Source organism: Flavobacterium cupriresistens, assembly GCF_020911925.1.
GTDB lineage: Bacteria > Bacteroidota > Bacteroidia > Flavobacteriales > Flavobacteriaceae > Flavobacterium > Flavobacterium cupriresistens.
Map to the genome: position 1 here is coordinate 2149173 of NZ_CP087134.1, position 20902 is coordinate 2170074.

Genomic DNA, 20902 nt, shown 5'->3' on the forward strand with positions numbered 1-20902 from the left:
ATACACAAATGTCACATAAAGCAGGTTTTGTAAACATCATCGGGAATCCAAACGTTGGAAAATCAACATTGATGAATGCCTTTGTTGGAGAAAGATTATCGATCATTACATCAAAAGCACAAACAACACGCCATCGTATTCTTGGAATCGTAAATGGTGAGGATTTTCAACTTATATTATCGGATACTCCAGGGATCATCAAGCCGGCTTATGAAATGCAGGAATCGATGATGAACTTCGTGAAGTCAGCTTTTGAAGATGCAGACATTCTGGTTTATATGGTTGAAATAGGGGAGCAGGACTTAAAAGACGAAGCTTTCTTTAATAAAATCATTCACGCTAAAATTCCGGTTTTATTATTGTTGAATAAAATTGACAATTCAAATCAGGAACAATTAGAGGAGCAAGTAGCATTTTGGACAGCAAAAGTGCCAAACGCGGAGATTTTCCCAATTTCGGCATTGCAGAATTTCAATGTGCCTGAAGTTTTCTCGAGAATTATTGAGTTGCTTCCGGAATCACCTGCTTATTATCCAAAAGATCAATTGACAGACAAACCGGAACGTTTCTTTGTAAACGAAACCATCCGTGAGAAAATCTTATTGAATTACAGTAAAGAGATTCCATACGCAGTTGAAATTGTGACAGAAGAATTTTTTGAAGATGAAAAAATCATCAGAATTCGTTCGGTAATTATGGTGGAACGCGAAACACAAAAAGGAATTATCATTGGACATAAAGGAGCAGCTCTTAAAAAAGTAGGTATGGATTCCCGTATCGATTTAGAGAAATTCTTCGGAAAACAAATTCACATTGAACTTTATGTTAAGGTGAATAAAAACTGGAGAAGTAATGCGAATATGTTGAAACGATTTGGGTATAATCAGTAAGGAGTTTTTTTTGTTTCAGGTTTCAAGTTTCAAGTTTCAGGTTTGAGGTTTGAAATGTGAAATGAGAATTTCTTGTATTTTGGACTAGCCCTGATAGCAGTGGAAATCCTTTTGCGAGCTTCTTTAGCGAACAAAAGATTGAAACGGATAGCAGGAATCAGCTCCTGAGAGAATAAATTATTTTGTTTTTTTTAGTTTCAAGTTTCAGGTTTCACGTTTTGGAACGTTAACGTGAAACCTGAAACCTGAAACTTGAAACTTGAAACCTGAAACTAAAAAAACAACAAAAACCACAGCAAAAAAGTTAGATAGTGACTTAGCCACTTTTTTAACTACCTTTGCAAAAAATTAAAATACAGTATTTTGGATTTATAAGAGTTGTGATTTTGGGAAACCGGAGTCTAAAATCTAAAGTCCGGGATCTAAAATAAAAAAAGATGAATAACATTGTTGCGATAGTAGGAAGACCTAATGTAGGGAAATCAACCCTTTTTAATAGGCTGATACAAAGAAGAGAAGCTATTGTAGATTCGGTTTCTGGAGTTACCAGAGATAGAAACTACGGTAAAAGCGAGTGGAACGGAAAAGAGTTTTCTGTAATTGATACCGGTGGATACGTTCGCGGAAGTGATGACGTATTTGAAGGTGAAATCCGTAAACAAGTAGAGCTTGCTATCGATGAAGCTGATGTTATTATTTTTGTAGTTGATGTTGAGGAAGGTATTACACCAATGGATGAAACGGTGGCTAAATTGTTGCGTAAAGTAACTAAGCCTGTTTTATTGGCTGTAAATAAGGTTGATAACGCTATGCGTGAGAAAGATGCGATTGAGTTTTATAATCTTGGTTTAGGAGATTATTTCACTTTCGCCAGTATTTCAGGAAGCGGAACCGGAGATTTGTTAGATGCTTTAATTGATGCATTTCCGGAGAAACCAGTAGTTGAAGTTACCGAAGAGTTACCACGTTTTGCTGTTGTAGGACGTCCAAATGCTGGTAAATCTAGTTTTATTAACGCTTTAATTGGTCAGGATCGTTATATCGTAACCGATATTGCAGGAACAACCCGTGATGCGATTGATACTAAATTTGACCGTTTTGGTTTTGAATTCAACTTGGTAGATACCGCGGGAATCCGTCGTAAAGCGAAAGTTAAAGAAGATTTAGAATTTTATTCTGTAATGCGTTCGGTTCGTGCGATCGAGCATGCAGATATTTGTATATTGGTTATCGATGCCACCCGTGGATTTGAAGGTCAGGATCAGAGTATTTTCTGGTTGGCTGAGAAAAACCGTAAAGGGGTTGTAATCTTGGTAAACAAATGGGACTTAGTAGAAAAAGATACTATGTCTACGAGAGATTACGAAGAGAAAATCAAAAAAGAATTAATGCCTTTTACAGATGTGCCAATTTTGTTCGTTTCGGCTTTGACGAAACAACGTTTATTGAAAGCATTGGAAGCTACAGTTCAGGTTTTCGAAAACAGAAAGCAAAGAATTGCAACGTCAAAATTCAACGAATATATGTTGAAAGTGATAGAAGCTTATCCACCACCGGCAACAAAAGGAAAGTATGTGAAAATTAAATATTGTATGCAGTTACCAACTTTAACACCTCAGTTTGTGTTCTTTGCTAACATGCCACAATACGTTAAAGAACCATACAAGAGATATCTTGAAAATAAGATTAGAGAAAATTGGGATTTCGCAGGAGTGCCGATTGATATTTATATTAGAGAGAAATAAAATTTTCTTTTTAAACAAGATAAAAAAGCAACCTTTCAAACTTTGAAAGGTTGCTTTTTTAGTTTAATGCAAAAGCATATTTTACGGTTGGTTTTCATCATAGAAGAAAAGTTGTTCTAATGCTGGACTTCCGTCAGAGTCGTCAACATCCCCATTATGTTTTCTGGTCGAAGAAGCCAGTTTCAGCGTATAGGTACAACGTGTCAGGTTATTATTCGGTGGAGCGTTGAGTGGCGAATTGTCTTTTATTCGTTTTAGTAATGCAGAGTCTATTACCCCATCAGAAATGTACCTGTTTATAGTATAACTGTTATTATTTAAATGCAAGCTACCGGAAGCTAAATACGGGTGATAAAGCGTGTATTTGGCATTTATTGTACCTTTTATTGGACTGCAAAGTGTACTTTCTTCAAGCTCTTTAATAGCCAATTTTCTATAGATCGGATTGTTGTTCATGACAATAGAATTAAGCGTTTTTCCATCGCCTCCAATTATTCCAAAACTATTTGCAGCTTTATCAATCACCTCTCTGATTTCAAAACGAATAGCAAATTTCTCGATCAGAATATCGTTTGCTGCAGGAATTGGTTGTCCGGCACTAAAGAGGTCCGGTACATTCGGTGCATTGGTTAATTCTGCTGTATTGATAGAAATAAGTGTATCTTCTTCAATGACATTATATAAATCTAAATCTGCTAGGGTTAAACCATTGGCAATCAAAGTTCGTTCAATAGCATGGTTGACATCAAACCAGCCTTCCGGATCAAAATCACTTTGAGCGCTGTCTACAAAAATATCATCAAGGTAAAAAACAGGAACTTTTCGGGACAGTTTAGAAACCGTACTAGGAACAAATAAGCTATTGTCAGTTTTGCCTACAATTATATTGAAGTTGTCTTTATCTAAAGGGGGGGTGTTATTTAGAGCTGTTACTTCACTAACTCTGAAGCGATATTCTATTGGGTTTCCGAGTGGCGATCTTAAAGCCGCTTGCCCTGTCATTCTTATGGTTTTGTGTAGCACATGTTTACCTAAACCTGCAAAACCTTCAGCGTCAAAGGCGTTGGGACCTAATCCGTAAGAAGCAGTGAACTGAGATCCAATTCCTGCCCATGCACTTGGGAAAGAAACTCCGGGATCTGTTACCTTTACTTCAGAACATAAAGTCACACACAAACAGTATCCGACATTTTTGCGTGCATTGACTTTGGTCTCTTTAACTAATTTTGTGCCTCCCAGTTCAGCTTTAAAATAAACATCGGGACCACTTTTGAAAGAAAGAAAAGAGGGGTCTGTTTCTATGTTGAACCACGGCGATAAAAAAGTCTTTTTAAAGTCGGCCGAAGAATAATCAATTCTAAAGTGTCCGTGAGAATCTGTTGTTGCGGTTCCTAAGGTATCATCAGTAAGAAGATCAGCATCCATTGCGATTACTTCTGCGTTGGCAATTGGCGTATTTGTTTCACAGTTCATCAAATGCCCACAAATCGTCCAGGCATCAAAAAAGTGACCTCTTATATAACACCACCATTTATGTGCTATAGTATACCTCCATCTGTAATTTTGATCTTTTTCCTGTTTTTCAAGTTCAGACTGCATTGAAATAGAAGTAAGGTGAAATTGTATGATTTCATCTCTTTTTGGTTTTGGAAATTTGAACGGTACAGTTCCGCATACAAAATCAATATCGTAATCACCAACTACAAATCTTTCGTCCAATTCAATTTCAAAATTCCCATTCTCATCTGTTTTTTTTCTGGTGATAAGTAATTGCTCTCTTTGTTTTACCTCTTCTTTAGAAACAAAACGGAATGTTTCTTTTAGATTTGCATTAGCGGCAACAGTTTCTTTTCTGTACGGATGATACAGTAAAATTTCAACGTCAGAGATAGACTCCAGACAGTCTTCACATATAAATCCTCTTAAGGAACCTTTAAAAATATTTTTCATGATAATGCGTTTTAAATTGCTTACTCTAATCAGTTTTGACTTTTCTGTCCTGCTCTTTTCAGGATTTTCTGAATTCTCCTTATTTTCTTTAATTACAGATAACAAAGGTTTTGTATTTAGATGTAAAAGAAGTCAGGAGAAAGACTGTTTTTGCAGGGGCATATTTCCCCTTTTTTGTGTTTTGAAATAAAAACGTACCCAATTGCAACTAAACCTTTTGGTCTTTTTAGAGTCTTATTGTTATAATTAAAAGCCTTATGATTAAATTATATTCTTTTGTTTTGCTCTTGCTTTGCTGTTATACGGCTAATGCACAGAATGATATTGTTGTGAAAGGAACTGTTATTGACATCAATACGCAGTTGCCTTTGGAATTAGCGACGGTTTATTTTACGACCGTTAGAGATTCTACAGTAATTGAATATACTACAACCGATAAAAATGGTTTTTTTAGCCTGAACATTAAGAAATATGATAAGCCTGTTTTTTTAAAGGTGAATTATATTGGATATCAAACTTATTTAGAGGAACATAAAGGACTTACGGAAAGCAAAGACTTCGGAAAAATATACCTGCTTGAAAGTGTCAATGCGCTTAATAATGTGGTAGTGAAAAGTGAAGCACCTCCAATTACCATTAAAAAAGATACATTGGAGTTTAATGCGAATTCTTTTAAAGTCCGCCCGGATTCGAATGTTGAAACTTTACTAAAACAATTACCCGGTTTTGATGTAAATAACGATGGGAAAGTTACCGTCAACGGGAGAGAAGTAACGCAGTTTTTGGTTAACGGAAAAACCTTTTTTGATAAAGACGGCGCAATTGCTTTGAAAAATTTACCCGCAGAAATCATAAAAAAAGTTCAGGTTTCGGATTTTAAAACCAAAAAAGAAGAATTGTCAAAACAAGAATCTACTTCGGATTATTCGAGTATTAATTTGACAATTGATGAGAAAAAAAACAAAGGTTACTTTGGGAAAATACTAGGAGGATACGGTTCTGATGAGCGCTATGAAAGTAGTCTGATGATGAATTTTTTCAATAATAAACAGAAAATAAGTGTTTTGGCTTCTTCGAATAATATTAATTCGACCGGATTCTCGATGGATGATGTATTTGATAATATGGGTGGAGGAAGAAACAGTAACGGAAGAAACGCCAACAACAGTTCCGCCAGTACCAGTAAAGGAATCACCCAATCTAATCTCGCCGGTATAAACTATTCCGATGATTGGTCTGAAGAATTAGCAGCAATGGGAAGTTATAATTTCTCGAACTCCAATACTACGAACAACAGTAAAGCCAATCAGATTAGTTTTTTGCCAAAAGGAAATATTCTGACAGCGTCTGACGCTACTACAAGAAATGAAAACACGGGAAACAAAGCCAATTTCGAATTGGAATACAAAATCAGTCCTACGATGCGGCTTGTTGTTGCGCCGAAATTAAATCTAACCCAATCGGACAATAGTTCGAATTCGACCAGTTTTTCTGAGGATGAAAATGGGCAGGCTTTAAATCAAAGTAGTTCAGAATCTAATAGTAAAAATGAGAACACTAATTTTTCAAACGGTATCAATTTTAATAAAACCTTCGAAAAAGAAGCGCGAAATTTCAGTGTGGTTTTTAACAATAATAATACAAGGAGTGACGGGAATGTTTTAAACCGTTCCGAAACCATTTTTTATCAGGGCGGCAAACCCAATGACGAACGAAACCAGAATAGCAAGAACAATGTTACGACGGATTCTTACACGGTTGATTTGGAGTACACAGAGCCGATAACGGACTCCTTAAGAATCAGATTTGGTTCCGATTTTGATTGGGAAAAGACCGTAAACGATAAAAATACGTTCAATTATAATGCAAGTACCGATTCGTATTCCGACTTAGATTTGTCTTTAACCAATTATATTTCTTCACGTCAGAACAGTATTAGTCCTAAGTTTGGAATCACCTGGCAAAAGAGAAAATTTACTCTTAATTTGAATTCTCAAACTTCTATTATCGATTATGACAACCATTCCTTATATGTAAACAAAGCGACCGATTTAAACAAAAAATATGTATTGCCTTTTGGGAATTTGCAGCTTAGATATAAATTTAGTCGTTCTAAAAATCTGACTTTTAGATACGATTATTCCAACGCGCTTCCAACGGCAACGCAATTATTACCGGTTATAGACCTGTCCAATCCATTGAATAGTATTATTGGAAATCCGAATCTGAATCCGATAGAGAAAAACAGTGTGAGCATTAATTTCAGGAATTTTGATTTCCGTACCCGTTCGGGGTATAGTGTGTTTGCCAAAACAGATTATTATAACAATGATGTGGTTACTACTTCGATTTACGATGACAGTGGTAAACGAAACACTACTTATGCAAACATTTCAGGAACGTACACGACTTCTGTTGGCGCAAATTGGAATCAATCTGTGAAAAAGGATGCCAGTGTGCTACGATATGGGTTAGCATTAAACTCGAGTTATTCTTTTGATAAAGGATTTACAAATGCAGTGATGTATGAAGCAAGATCAATTGGAGTTACACCAAAAGTATATTTAAGTTATGAATATGGAGATGTGCTTACCATAGCGCCATCTTATGATTTGTCTTATAATGAAACAAAATATAAGAACTATTCGAGAGAAGCCACTTCAAATGTAATTCACAAAATTAATTTGCAGACCACCACATACTGGCCAGCCAATTTGATTTTTGGAAATGACTTTGGATATACCTATAATTCTAATATTTCAGACGATTTCAAAAAAGATTTTTTCCTTTGGAATACCAGTTTGTCCTATGGTTTTTTCGATAAAAAAATGTACCTGAAAGTAAAAGTGTACGATGTTTTAAATCAAAATCAAAGTGCTACAAGAACTATTTCGGCAACCTCAATTCGCGACGAGGAGAATACCGTTTTAAAACGATATTTAATGTTTTCTGTAGCTTATAAAATTGGGAATTTTGCTGCTAAAGAAAAAAGAGGCGGGCGAAGAGAAAGAGAAATGTAACTATTAAGCTTTAGTTTTGCGGTTAATCTTATGATAAACCGTAAATCGAATAATATCCCGATCGTAAAAATCGACACCACTGGCACGTCTCTGAAAGCTTTTCATATAACCCAATTCTAATCCGATGTTAGGGTTGAAGTGATAACGTAAGGCAGCGTAAATTCGATTTTGATCGAACGTATTTCTCTTATTGTCTTTTCCGTAATTGAGTAAAATTTCGTCTGAAATAGTCCCTTTCAGATTGCGTTTGTCTTTTTCCCAAAGTGTAAAAGTAGATTGCAGTCTGTATCTGAATCGCCACGAAAAAGAAAAGTCATCCAGTAATTCTGTTCTGCTGGCTTTCTGCATAAAACGTTCCTCAATCTGAAAGCGATTGTGGAAAGTGATTTTCGCTATATCATTGATTAAAGTAATATCCTGCTGGCCTCTGTATTCCGGAACCGAAAAATTAGGGTCAATACGCGGATCTTGTGTATTGACATTAAAATAGGCAAATCCACCGCCTAAATCGATTGTTTTATTGGCTCTGTAACGTCCCTGTACACGGACAACAAAAAGATTCTCATGAATGGGATTGACAAAACTTCGATTGTCCAGTTCCGTATGAATGGACCATTTTTCAGTTAAAGGAAAGATATTATAGTACCGAATCCAGGTCAGGGTTTGTTGATCCGTTTTTTTCTGAGCCTGCAAAAAGGGACTTGTGAGGCTTAAAAAGAGTACTATTCGGAGGATTTTCATCTAAGCTGTATAAATTCAGGCTGCGAATATATATAAATCAGAGCGAATTTATAGAATTTGAGATCGTTTTTTAAATTTGCTTTGAAAGTAATTTTGTGATTTTCAACAACTTTTTTAATAAAAAAACGAGACCTGCTACTTAAAGCGGGCCTCGTTTTGGTATCTATTCCATCTAAATCTATGTTTCTATGTGTTAAAAAAAAGCAACGCGTTACAGCAGGGTCACTTTATAAAGAATATTTTAAAGTGATTCCGTACGTTCTCTGGTCGCCCAAAACACCAGCATATTGTCCGGTATTTCCTCCTGCAGGTAATAATTGCTCATAATAATCCTTGTTTAAAAGATTACGTCCCCAGAAATGTACCGATAGACCATCAGTAGCGCGGAAACCTAATCGAGCATTAAAAATAGCATAACCTTGTACCACTAAGTATTTCGAAGCAGAAGGACTTGATGAAAATTCAGAACGAGCGTAAGAATCTAAGGCTAGAAACACTTTACCGGCATTTCCGAAGAATTTTGCATTGTCGGAAAGTTCCCCTCCTAAAGATCCTGCCCATCTGGATGCGCCCGGCAGATCAGTTCCAGACACATCTTTATAAGCAACCGGAGCTCCCGTTTCCTCTAATGGAAGTGGTGCATTGGTAAACTTAACATATTTACCATCAGTATACGTAGCCGCTCCGTTAATCGTTAAGTTTTGATTTACTACAAAACTGGCGTCCAATTCTACACCTCTTACACGAACTTTATCCGCATTGGCAAGATAACCTCTGTTTACCCCCAATTCAGCAGCCTGAACATTGGTCTGGAAATTTCTGATATCAGTATTAAAGAAAGTCACGTTAAAAATCGAATTTTTAAATGGAGAAGTTTTTACACCAACTTCATAATGATTTACCTCTTCCGGTTTAATTACTGCAAGATTAAGTAAGGGTTGACCAGCTGAATTTGTCGGAAGTCCGGCAACATTCACTCCAACCGGTTTGTAGCTTTTTGCGAATGTAGCATAAGCATTGATTTTGTCAGTAGCTTTATAAGAAACTGTTATATTTCCGGAGAAATCAGTATCATCTGTATTTGATGTGAAGGCTTGATCGCTGTAAACTTGTTTTTTCAAAGCAAGCAATGCAGGATCGGTAGTCTGAAGTCCTCCGTAAGTAGTACGGGTATAATCAGCATCTTTTTTGTCAAAGTTGTAACGTAAACCTGGTAATACATGCAATTTTTCGGTTACAGCCCAGTCTAATTGTCCAAAAACAGCTGCACTGGAGGATCTTATGCGGGCATCTGTTTTGATTCCGTATCCTTCAAAAAGACCCGGAGTTTTCCATAACGGACTTGTTGAGCTTTGTGAGAATCTCCATTGTGCATTTCCGGATTCCTCAGTACCATTGGTTTTTGAAGTTTGATCAATAAAAAATACCCCTACAACACCGCTCAATTTCGAGCTAAGTTGTCCTGCATAACGTATTTCTTGTGTGAATTGTGTTTGTCTGGTCGGATTTTGTGATTTAGCAAGTACTTGTAATCCTGTAAAATCCCTGTCGTTTGACGGATCCCAGTTCCAGAAACGCCAAGCTGTTGTAGAAGTAAGTGTTCCTCCTCCGATTTTGGTATCAACATTAAGCGATACACCACCTAAGTCTTGTCCGGAACGCCACGGTGTATCATGATCTATTCTACGATCAAATGCATTCTGACTTGGAAGCTGATAGTTTAAATCGGCAATAATAGCATTAAATTGGCGGTATGGAGCTCTTTGAGTAGGGGCAACACCCGCTACAACTTGCGCATATCCGTCAGGACGCTGTGTTGTAATATCTGCCGCAAGGGTAATATTTGTATTTGCTGTCGGAGTATACAATAATTGACCTCTAATTCCTTGGTTGTTTAAGGTATTTGTAGCTCTTCCAGTGGCAACATTATCGATTAAACCGTCACGTTGTGTACCTGAAAAAGACAAACGACCGGCTATTTTTTGACTTAAAGCTCCTGTTATAGATGCTTTGGCCTGTAAAAAGGCAAAATTCCCGTAACTAACTTCAAAGTCTGCACCCGAAGTAAAACTTGGTTTGCGGGTCGTAATGTTAAAAGCTCCCGAAGTGGTATTCTTTCCAAACAATGATCCCTGTGGTCCGCGTAATACTTCGATTTGTTCTACATCGATAAAATCCAGAGTAGTGGCTGCCGGACGGGCGTAATAAACACCGTCAACATAAAAACCAACTCCCGGATCAATTCCATCATTAGTCAGACCAAAAGGAGAACCTAAACTCCTGATGTTGATTCCTGTATTTCTTGGGTTTGAAGAATAGAGTTGTACAGAAGGAACAAGCTCTTTGATACGATTGACATTAAAAGCGCCTGTTTGCTCTGCTTGTTTACCGGTAATTACCGAAATAGCAATCGGTACATCTTGTACTTTTTCGATACGACGTCTGGAAGATACAACAACTTCTATAAGTTTGTTTTCTTCGTTTAATGTTACCAATAGCGGAGAGCTTGGTAAAGTTGTGATAGCAAATTCAGCAGTTGTATAGCCAACGTATTGAACTAATAACGTCAAAGGAAGTCTTCCCTGAGTGTCTATGCTGAATTTTCCATTGGCATCGGTAGTAGTATTAAAAGTAGTTCCTTTTATGACCACATTAGCGGCTGGTAAAGGTATGTTTTCATCTGTTGTTACCACACCTTCTATATTTTGTGCGAAAGAGATGGAGAAAGTTAAAAAGGATAGTATTGTAAGTATATTTTTTATAGTAGTTTTCATTTTTATATTAATTATATGTGATTAGTAGAATTTAAATTAAATTTTTTTTACCAACACATACACATACAAAAAGAATTGTTTTTCACAGTAGTGAATTGACTATTTCTATTTTTTTGCAAAAAACTTTTTGATCCACCTGATCGATTCGAATGTACTTTCATAAGGTTTTAATTTTGGACTGGTTTGCTAATTTTTTCTGCAAATATATATAAATTCTATAAAAATAGTCGAATTTAAAAAATATTTTTTTATTTCTTCACCAGTGAAGCGATAGTGATCCCTTCCATAGCTTTCAAAGTTTTGTCTCGAATAAGGACTAAACCATGATGTAAGCTGCATTCTGACTCTGTTTTACAATCAGAACAAGGTTCGTAAAAGTTTAATGAAGCACAAGGTAAAAGTGCAATTGCACCGTCAAATAAACGGTGAATTTCGGCCAAAGTAATATCGTTTTTAGATTTTATCAAATAATATCCACCAAATTTCCCCTGCTTACTGCTCACAAAACGTCCTCGTTTCAGATCCAATAAAATCTGTTCTAAAAACTTTTTAGGAATGTTCGCTCCATCAGCAATTTCTATTGTTTTAGAAATGTGATTTTCGTCTTGTTCTGCTAAATAAAGTAAGGCCTTAAGGGCGTATTTTGCTTTATGTGATAACATTTAAATTGAATTATAAATTGTGAAATGTGACTTGTAAAATGTAACCTAAAATATCTTTTCAAAAAACCTGAAACCTGAAACCTGAAACCTGAAACTTGAAACTTGAAACTTGAAACTTCAAACCGACTCCAGTTCCTGCGACTAGAACCCGCGACCAAAATTCTACCATCCTCCGCTAGATCCTCCACCGGAGAAACCTCCGCCTCCAAATCCACCGCCGAAACCGCCTCCTCCGCCTGATGATCCACCACCGAAGCCTCCGAAACCGCCTCCTCCGCTACTGCGACCTAAGCTGCTCAGAATAATAACGTCCATAAGGCTAGGTCCTCCACCGTTATTGCCTGAATTTCCTCCGCCACCTCTTTTGTTTCTGGAGATCAAAAATAATACAATTACAACAATAACAATAAAAGGGAGGATAGGAAAATTTTTTCCTTTTGATTGTTGCTTGCGTTCACCTTTGTATTTTCCTTTAAAAACATCAAATAAAGCGTCAGTTCCTTTGTCAAGTCCGTTGTAGTAACTACCTGCTTTAAATTCGGGAATAATAATATTTCTGATAATTTCACCACCAATTCCGGCAGTCAGACGATCTTCTAAACCATAACCTGGATTAATGGCAATTTTTTTCTCTTTTTTGGCTAATAAAATAATAACCCCATTGTCGTCTTTTGCTGTTCCGCCAATTCCCCATGTTTGTCCCCATTTTGTAGCGAGCTGACTAACATCTTCATTTTGCAAACTTTCTATGGTAATCACTACAATTTGAGTAGTGGTAGAATCTGAATAACGAATGAGCTTTTGTTCTAACTGTGTTTTTTCAGTTGCACTCAGAACGTTTGCGTAATCGTAAACAGACGTTTGAAAACTTGGCTTTTCCGGAATAGTAAATTGAGCAAAGACACAATTAACGGTAAAAAAAGCGATTAACAGAAAGGATAAATGAAAGATTCCTTTAGAATTTGAAGTTTTATTTTTGGAAATATTCATTGTTTATCCTTTTGAGATTTCGTTTGATAATTCGTTAGTATCCTCAGCCAATCGTGGAAAATATTTTTTTAATTGTTCTCCGGCGCTTAAAATGCCATCGACAATACCTTGTTTGAAGTTTCCGGATTTAAATTGAGTGACCATAATGTTTCTGGTCGAATCCCAAAAGTCTGATGATACAAGGTCATTTATACCTTTATCTCCGCAAATGACAAAATTTTTATCTGCCACGGCAAAGTAGAATAAAACACCATTTTTAAGTTGTGTTTCATCCATTTTTAATTCGTGAAAAACTTCTAAAGCCCTGTCAAAATGGACTTTAGAAGTAGTTTGTTCTATATGTACTCTAATTTCGCCCGAAGTATTATTTTCAGCCATACCAATAGCTTCAACAATTTCTTGTTCTTCTTTTTTGGATAAAAAATCTTCTACTTTTGACATTTGAGTTATTTTAGAGTTTAGATTGTTGATTTTAGATTTTAATTAAATCAATAATCAAAATATTGGGTCTTTTTTAGAATTTTACTTCAACTGGTTTTTCAGCACCTGCAACAGCTTGGAAGTATGGTTTTTCTTTGTATTCACCTAAAAACCATTTGTTCGGAATAGATAAAATATAACCATTGTATTCCTGAACTGATTCGTTAAAACGAGTTCTTGCTGTTAAAATTTGGTTTTCAGTACTGGCTAACTCATCTTGTAATTTTAGGAAATTTTCATTTGCTTTTAAGGTTGGATATTGTTCAACAGAAACCAATAATCTTGATAAAGAAGAAGACACGCCACTTTGTGCTTGGTTGAATTGAGACAATTGCTCCGGAGTAACATTACTTGGGTCAATAGTTACTGAGGTTGCTTTTGCACGCGCTTCGATAACCGCTGTCAAAGTCGATTTTTCGAAATCAGCTGCACCTTTTACCGTGTTTACTAAGTTTCCGATCAGGTCATTTCTTCTTTGGTAGGCAGTATTCACATTTCCCCACTCTTTATTAACAGCCTGGCTGTATTTTAATCCGGTGTTTTTAATTCCAATTGACCAAAAAGCTATAATAGCAACCAGTACTACAATAATTCCTACGGGGATTAACCATTTTTTCATATTTGTTTCGATTTAAATTTGTGTTTAGTTTTAAAATGCTGTTATAATTCGTTCTTAATTTCTGTTAATTGTATTTTTATCGACTCTAATTTACGTATTATTTCGAATTTATCTAATGTTTTCTTTTGGCCTTCTTTCAAATGGATTTTGGCGCCTTCGAGTGTAAAACCACGTTCTTTTACCAAATGATAAATCAATTGTAAATTGGTAATATCATCCGGAGTAAACATTCTGTTGCCTTTAGCATTCTTTTTGGGTTTCAAAATATCGAATTCACTATCCCAAAAACGGATCAAAGAAGCATTGACATTAAAAGCCTTGGCAACTTCGCCAATGCTGTAATATCTTTTATCTTTAGAAAGTTCAATATGCATGATTTGTATTTTTCTATTAGTACTTCAAACTTACTACTTTTTACAGTATTAATCTAATGACTGGTTTTCCTGATTGGCCATGTGTGAAATAGCAACATATTCTACTGCTGAAATATTTCCGTAATAAAAATTCAAAGGATTTACGACTTTACCATCTTTATGAACTTCATAATGACAATGTGGTCCTTCTGATCTTCCGGTGCTTCCAACGTATCCAATAATATCGCCTCTTTTAACATGTTGTCCGGGTCTGCAGTTGTATTTGCTTAAATGTGCATACAAACTCTCATATCCAAAACCGTGCCTGATGACTACATGGTTTCCAAAACCTGACGCCGTATTGTCAGCTCTGGCGATTACTCCATCACCTGTTGCATAAACGGGAGCGCCCGTATTAGCGGTGAAATCCATACCGTTATGCATTTTTCGCACCTTCGTGAAAGGATCGATTCGATATCCAAAACCGGAAGCAATACGTTTCAAATTTTCATTTCGGACTGGCTGAATGGCAGGAATTGCCAGTAACAAATTTCCTTTGGCACTAGCCAATTTTAAAATTTCATCCAATGATTTGGATTGGATCGCCAGTTGTTTGGAAAGTTTATCAATTCGTTTGGTGGTATTCAATACCAATTGCGAATTATTATATCCTTCTAAGTCTTTGTATCGATTGAGGTCTCTAAAACCTGATTTTCGTATAGAATCCGGAATTTCCGCTTTATTAAAATAAACTCTGTAAATGTTGTTGTCCCGGTCTTCGAGTGCTTCTGTTACCTCATTAATTTCATCCATTTTTTTATTCAAAATCGAATAATGTAACTTCAAGTTTTCAATTTCACGTGCCTGTAGGCGATCTTTTGGCGTTTCGAAATATGGAGTGTTGAGTAGAAGAACAAAAATTAAAAATCCAAACAGCGCTGAAGCCAGCAAAAACAGTAATGCATAACCAATTTTGATTCTCTTTCTGGTTTTTATTTTCGTATAAGCCAGATTTTCTGAGTCGTAATAATATTTTACTTTCGCCATATTTTAAAATACCCTATTTTTGCAGCTTGTAAAATAGTTAGTGGAACAAATTTAATAAATGTTTCAGTTGTTCCCCGCTTTTTTTCAAGAATTAAAGAAATCAATTAGATAATTAGATAATGTGGTAATTGGATAATTTATTGTTTGGAATAGTAAATTTTTAATTTTAAATGAAGCATTATTAATTGTTTTATTATCTAATCGACACAGTATCAAATTGACACATTTTCAAAATATCGCATTAATAAAAATATGAAATCACAAGACGTACGTAAACAATTCCTAGACTTTTTTAAGAGTAACGGACACTTAATTGTTCCATCTGCTCCAATTGTACTTAAAGACGACCCAACCCTTATGTTCAATAACTCGGGAATGGCCCAGTTTAAAGAGTATTTTTTAGGGAATGGAACGCCAAAAAGTCCGAGAATAGCCGATACGCAAAAATGTCTTCGTGTTTCAGGAAAACACAACGATCTTGAAGATGTAGGTTTTGATACCTACCATCATACCATGTTTGAAATGCTTGGGAACTGGTCTTTTGGAGATTATTTCAAAAAAGAAGCCATCAATTGGGCTTGGACTTTATTGACAGAAGTTTATAAAATTCCAAAAGAAAATCTTTATGTTTCTGTATTTGAAGGAAGCAAGGAAGACAATGTGCCATTTGATCAGGAGGCTTGGGATATTTGGAAAACGTTAATCGATGAGGACAGAATTATTCTTGGAAACAAGAAGGATAATTTCTGGGAAATGGGGGATCAGGGACCATGTGGACCTTGTTCAGAAATTCACGTTGATTTACGTACTGAAGAAGAAAAAGCATTGGTTACAGGAAAAAGTCTTGTAAACAATGATCATCCACAGGTAGTTGAAATCTGGAATAATGTATTTATGGAATTCAACCGTAAAGCGGATGGTTCTTTGGAGAAACTTCCTGCGCAACACGTAGATACCGGAATGGGATTTGAGCGTTTGTGTATGGCATTACAAGGAAAAACATCTAATTACGATACAGATGTATTTACGCCACTTATTGAAAAGGTAGAACAAATCACAGGTTTAAAATATACACCGAATGATGTCGCTCTGAGCGGAGTCGAAGAGAGTGAGGAACAGAATAAAACTAATATTGCGATTCGTGTAATTGTAGATCACGTACGTGCAGTTGCATTTGCTATTGCAGACGGACAATTGCCATCAAACACAGGAGCAGGTTATGTAATTCGCAGAATCTTGCGTCGTGCGATTCGTTACGGATTTACGTTCTTAAATACAAAAGAGCCGTTTATTAATAAATTGGTTGAAGTTTTAGCGAATCAGATGGGAGAATTTTTCCCTGAAATAAAAGCACAACAACAATTGGTTACCAATGTAATTCGTGAGGAAGAGGCTTCTTTCCTTAGAACCTTAGATCAAGGATTACAATTGTTAGACAAAGTAGTTTCTGAAACAAACGGAAAAGAAGTTTTGGGAGCTAAAGTTTTTGAATTATACGATACTTTTGGATTCCCAAAAGATTTAACGGCTTTAATTCTGAAAGAAAAAGGGTATTCGTACAACGAAGAGGAGTTTGAAAGTGAATTGCAAAAACAAAAAGCGCGTTCTCGTGCAGCATCTGAAGTTTCAACGGAAGACTGGAATGTTTTAATTCCCGGAAATGTAGAAACTTTTGTAGGTTATGATCAAACGGAGAATGAAGTAAAAATTACCAGAATCCGTAAAGTCGATTCTAAAAAAGATGGAATTCTTTACCAAATCGTTTTAGACAACACTCCATTCTATCCGGAAGGAGGAGGACAGGTTGGCGATAAAGGGATCTTGGTTTCTGCAAATGAAACGATTGAAATCATCGACACCAAGAAAGAGAACAATCTGATTTTGCATTTTGCAAAACAATTGCCGGAGAATATTGAGGCTGGTTTTACAGCAAAAGTAAATACAGATTTAAGAACGTCAACGTCCAAAAATCACTCGGCTACGCATTTGATGCATTTGGCTTTGAGAAGTATTTTAGGAACGCACGTAGAGCAAAAAGGGTCATTGGTAAATCCAAATTATCTGCGTTTTGACTTCTCGCATTTCAGCAAAGTTTCTGATGCTGAATTACGTCAGGTTGAGGCAAGTGTAAATGCTCAGATAGAAGAGCAATTGCAATTAGTTGAACACAGAAATATTCCGATTCAGGAAGCTTTGGCAAAAGGCGCAATGGCTTTGTTTGGAGAGAAATATGGCGATAATGTCCGCATGATTGAGTTTGGTGACAGTAAGGAGTTATGTGGAGGAATTCACGTGAAAAATACTGCTGAGATCTGGCATTTCAAAATCATTTCTGAAGGAGCGGTTGCAGCAGGAATTCGTCGTATTGAAGCGATTACGGGTGATGCTGTGAAGAATTTCTATGAGAATCAGGAAAATACGTTAACGGAGATAAAAGAAGCACTTAAAAATCCACAGGATATTTTAAAATCGGTTGCTACTTTGCAAGATGATAATGCTAAGCTGAAAAAACAAATTGAGCAATTGCTTAAAGAAAAAGTTGGTGCTTTAAAAACCGAACTGGAGAAAGATTTTCAAGTTGTAAACGGCGTACATTTCCTTGCTAAACAAGTAGATTTAAGCATGGCTTCTACGAAAGAACTAGCTTCAGCTTTAGGAAGTTCAAAAGCAGATTCGTTTGTGTTTTTAGCTTCAACAGAAGACGGTTTGCCAAATATTCACTGTTATATAGCTAAAGAATTAGTAGCAGGTAAAGGCTTGAATGCAAATGCTGTTATTAAAGAATTAGGAAAGTATATTGAAGGAAATGGAGGAGGACAACCTTTCTTTGCATCCGGAAAAGGTAAAAATACAGCTGGGATTAAAGAGGCTTTAGCTAAGGCGATCGAGTTTGTAAAATAAGTTTTTTTTTTTTTTGAATCTCGCGAAGTCGCGGAGTCGCAAAGTTTTATAGAGCTTGGCGTCTTTGCTACTTTGCGAGATTTTTGTTTAGTAGCTATTATTTCAATAGTGCTCTTTTATTTGCAACACTAAAAAGTAAGTTTTTTCTGTATATTTGTAAAAAGACAAGATGACAGAAAATGAAATTTCAGCAGTTGTTGTAGATGTTTGTTATAAAATACACGTAAAACTTGGACCAGGATTATTAGAGTCTGTTTATGAAGCTATTCTATATCACGAATTGACAAAAAAAGGACTTAATGTTGAGAGACAAAAAGTATTACCGGTTATTTGGGATCAAATACATTTAGATATTGGTTTTAGAGCTGATTTAATTGTTGAAAAGAAAGTGATTCTAGAAATTAAATCCATTGAACGACTTACTGATATCCATGCGAAACAAGTTTTGACTTATCTTAAAATTACAAAAATGAAATTAGGATTACTGGTAAATTTTAATGTTCCAATAATTAAACTTGGTATAAAAAGAGTAGTTTCAAATCTTTAGTTTTTTTAAGATTGAGAGTTTAGAAAAAAATAAAGCCGCAAAGTATTTAAAATAAAAACTTTGCGACTCCGCGACTTTGCGAGATTTTTTAGGTTCTATTTACGCTCCCCAATTTGCTGACGCCACATAGTATAATACAACCCTTTTTCAACAATTAGATTTTGTTTTTTAAAATTCAAATAAAAAATAAAGCCGCAAAGTATTTAAAATAAAAACTTTGCGACTCCGCGACTTTGCGAGATTTTTTAGGTTTTATTTACGCTCTCCAATTTGCTGACGCCATATAGTATAACACAACCCTTTTTCAACAATTAGATTTTGTTTTTTAAAATTCAAATAAAAAGTAAAGCCGTAAAGTATTTAAAATAAAAACTTTGCGACTCCACGACTTTGCGAGATTTTTTAGATTCTATTTACGCTCTCCAATTTGCTGACGCCACATAGCATAATACAACCCTTTTTCAACAATTAAATCCTCATGTTTACCTTGCTCAATAATTTTACCCTGTTCTAAAACAAATATTTTATCAGCATGCATTACGGTAGATAAACGGTGTGCAATTAAAACCGTGATTCTGTTTTTGTCGGATATGTTTCGGATTGTTGCGTTGATTTCTTCTTCTGTTATAGAATCTAAAGCAGAAGTAGCTTCATCAAAAATCAATAAATTAGGGTTTCTTAAAATAGCTCGGGCAATCGATAAACGTTGTTTCTCTCCGCCTGAAACTTTAATTCCACCTTCACCAATTGTGGTGTTTAAGCCATCTTCGGCACGTTTTAACAGTTTCTCACAACTGGCTCTTTTTAGGGCGTCGTATAAGTCTTCGTCTGTTGCAGATGGTTTCACGAATAATAAATTCTCGCGAATTGTTCCTGAAAACAGTTGCGCGTCCTGCGTTACAAAACCTAACTGTTTTCTTAAGTCCAATAAATCAATTTCGGTTGAATCAATATCATTGTAAAGCACCTGACCTTCTTCCGGAGTATATAATCCAACCAATAGTTTTACCAAAGTTGTTTTTCCGGAGCCTGATGGCCCGACGAAAGCGACAGTTTGTCCTTGTTTAATTTCGAAATTAATATTTTCTACGGCCTTGAATTTGGCTGTTTTATGTTTGAAACTAACATTAGAAAAAAGCAAGGATTGAATGATTCCAACATGCTTCGGTGTTTTTGGACGGAATTCTTTCGGAGCATTTAAAAGCACTCTGAAATTTTCCATGGAAACTTTTGTTTCGTTTAGGGCAATGATAAAGTTCCCCAACTCTTGAAGCGGACCAAAAATAAAGAATGTAAAAAAGACCATGGTCAATAAATCACCCACAATAATTTTTCCTCCAAACAAGAAATAGTACAACGTAAAAACAACACAGGTTCTTAAAAAATGAACGGTAGTACCTTGTATGAAACTTAAACTTCTGATGAATCGGACTTTTTCTAATTCAAGTTGAAGGATTTTAAAAGTGTTCAAGTTCAGACGTTTTTCTTCCTGATAGGTTAGTCCAAGACTTTTTACAAGTTCGATGTTTCTTAAACTTTCAGTTGTAGAGCCTGCCAGAGCATTGGTTTGATTTACAATTTTCTTAGAGACGATTTTGATCTTTTTTCCCAGATATGAACTTACCAAAGCAATAATTGGCGCCGTAACTAAAAAGATTATGGAAATACGATAATCGATTCGGGAAACATACAAAATCACGAATACAAACCCAATAATGGTTTGAAAAATTAAAGAGATCGAAAGTGTAATTAATTTCTCAGAATCAGAACGCACTTTGGTCAGTTTACTTAAAGTTTCTCCACTTCGTTGGTCTTCAAATTCGGCATAAGGTAAATCGAGTGATTTCTTAATACCATCAGTATACATTTGAGCTCCTGTTCTCTGAATAACGATATTGGTGAAGTAATCCTGAAAGTTTTTGGTGATTCTTGAGATCATTGCAGCACCCAGCGAAAGCGCTAACCAGAAGGACAAAGATTTTATAAAACCAATTTCATTTCCTTTGTATTTCGCCAGTCCAACCCCGCAATCCTGCATTAATTTACCGGTAATAATAGAGTCTGATAAGCTAAAACAGATGTTTATTGTGGCCATAATTAAGGCGAAAAACAACAGTAACTTATGTTTGATTATGTATGAATAGAGTAATTTCATAGTTAGATTTAAAATTTTAGAAGTGTAA

General features: G+C 35.7%; 15 protein-coding genes. 5 read left to right on the top strand and 10 right to left on the bottom strand.

Annotated features, from left to right (window positions below; genetic code table 11):
* The first annotated feature begins 8 nt into the window (after positions 1-8).
* Together era and der are read left to right on the top strand one after the other, a co-directional pair.
* Complete coding sequence (gene era / locus LNP23_RS09525; RefSeq protein WP_047778007.1) at positions 9-890, top strand: GTPase Era; 882 nt, start codon at positions 9-11, stop codon at positions 888-890.
* A gap of 437 nt (positions 891-1327) precedes the next feature.
* A complete protein-coding gene (gene der, locus LNP23_RS09530; protein ID WP_047778006.1) occupies positions 1328-2635 on the top strand; it encodes a ribosome biogenesis GTPase Der in 1308 nt (435 codons plus the stop codon).
* Positions 2636-2716: 81 nt separating this feature from the next.
* On the opposite strand, the gene LNP23_RS09535 is transcribed toward der, so the two are convergent.
* Positions 2717-4585 (bottom strand): transthyretin-like family protein, encoded by a 1869-nt coding sequence (locus tag LNP23_RS09535; protein WP_230004701.1) that lies wholly within the window; start codon positions 4583-4585, stop codon positions 2717-2719.
* Between the two features lie 257 nt (positions 4586-4842).
* Here LNP23_RS09535 and LNP23_RS09540 point away from each other — a divergent pair, with 257 nt between their 5' ends.
* Positions 4843-7605: an outer membrane beta-barrel protein gene (locus LNP23_RS09540; protein WP_230004702.1), complete on the top strand. Its 2763-nt coding sequence runs from the start codon at positions 4843-4845 to the stop codon at positions 7603-7605.
* Between the two features lie 3 nt (positions 7606-7608).
* Here LNP23_RS09540 and LNP23_RS09545 read toward each other — a convergent pair whose 3' ends face one another.
* The 8 genes from LNP23_RS09545 to LNP23_RS09580 all read right to left on the bottom strand — a co-directional run bounded on the left by LNP23_RS09545 (position 7609) and on the right by LNP23_RS09580 (position 15271).
* A complete protein-coding gene (locus tag LNP23_RS09545) occupies positions 7609-8346 on the bottom strand; it encodes a DUF2490 domain-containing protein (protein ID WP_047777998.1) in 738 nt (245 codons plus the stop codon).
* 227 nt (positions 8347-8573) lie between these two features.
* Positions 8574-11120: a TonB-dependent receptor gene (locus tag LNP23_RS09550; RefSeq protein ID WP_230004703.1), complete on the bottom strand. Its 2547-nt coding sequence runs from the start codon at positions 11118-11120 to the stop codon at positions 8574-8576.
* Between the two features lie 248 nt (positions 11121-11368).
* Complete coding sequence (locus LNP23_RS09555) at positions 11369-11782, bottom strand: RrF2 family transcriptional regulator (RefSeq protein ID WP_047777994.1); 414 nt, start codon at positions 11780-11782, stop codon at positions 11369-11371.
* A 162-nt stretch (positions 11783-11944) separates the two neighbouring features.
* Complete coding sequence (locus LNP23_RS09560) at positions 11945-12772, bottom strand: TPM domain-containing protein (protein ID WP_047777992.1); 828 nt, start codon at positions 12770-12772, stop codon at positions 11945-11947.
* 3 nt (positions 12773-12775) lie between these two features.
* The gene (locus LNP23_RS09565; RefSeq protein ID WP_230004704.1) at positions 12776-13213 is read right to left on the bottom strand and encodes a TPM domain-containing protein; all 438 of its coding nucleotides are present in this window, start codon (positions 13211-13213) and stop codon (positions 12776-12778) included.
* A gap of 73 nt (positions 13214-13286) precedes the next feature.
* Complete coding sequence (locus tag LNP23_RS09570) at positions 13287-13871, bottom strand: LemA family protein (RefSeq protein ID WP_047777989.1); 585 nt, start codon at positions 13869-13871, stop codon at positions 13287-13289.
* Between the two features lie 41 nt (positions 13872-13912).
* Positions 13913-14245 carry a MerR family transcriptional regulator gene (locus LNP23_RS09575; RefSeq protein WP_047777988.1) on the bottom strand — a complete coding sequence of 111 codons (333 nt, stop codon included), beginning with the start codon at positions 14243-14245 and terminating at the stop codon, positions 13913-13915.
* Positions 14246-14293: 48 nt separating this feature from the next.
* On the bottom strand, positions 14294-15271 hold the full coding sequence (locus tag LNP23_RS09580) for a M23 family metallopeptidase (RefSeq protein WP_230004705.1): 978 nt from the start codon (positions 15269-15271) through the stop codon (positions 14294-14296).
* A 252-nt stretch (positions 15272-15523) separates the two neighbouring features.
* Here LNP23_RS09580 and alaS point away from each other — a divergent pair, with 252 nt between their 5' ends.
* Positions 15524-18172 (top strand): alanine--tRNA ligase, encoded by a 2649-nt coding sequence (alaS, locus tag LNP23_RS09585; RefSeq protein ID WP_230004706.1) that lies wholly within the window; start codon positions 15524-15526, stop codon positions 18170-18172.
* Between the two features lie 169 nt (positions 18173-18341).
* Complete coding sequence (locus tag LNP23_RS09590) at positions 18342-18719, top strand: GxxExxY protein (protein ID WP_047777983.1); 378 nt, start codon at positions 18342-18344, stop codon at positions 18717-18719.
* Between the two features lie 409 nt (positions 18720-19128).
* On the opposite strand, the gene LNP23_RS09595 is transcribed toward LNP23_RS09590, so the two are convergent.
* Complete coding sequence (locus tag LNP23_RS09595) at positions 19129-20874, bottom strand: ABC transporter ATP-binding protein (protein ID WP_047777981.1); 1746 nt, start codon at positions 20872-20874, stop codon at positions 19129-19131.
* Positions 20875-20902: the final 28 nt, after the last annotated feature.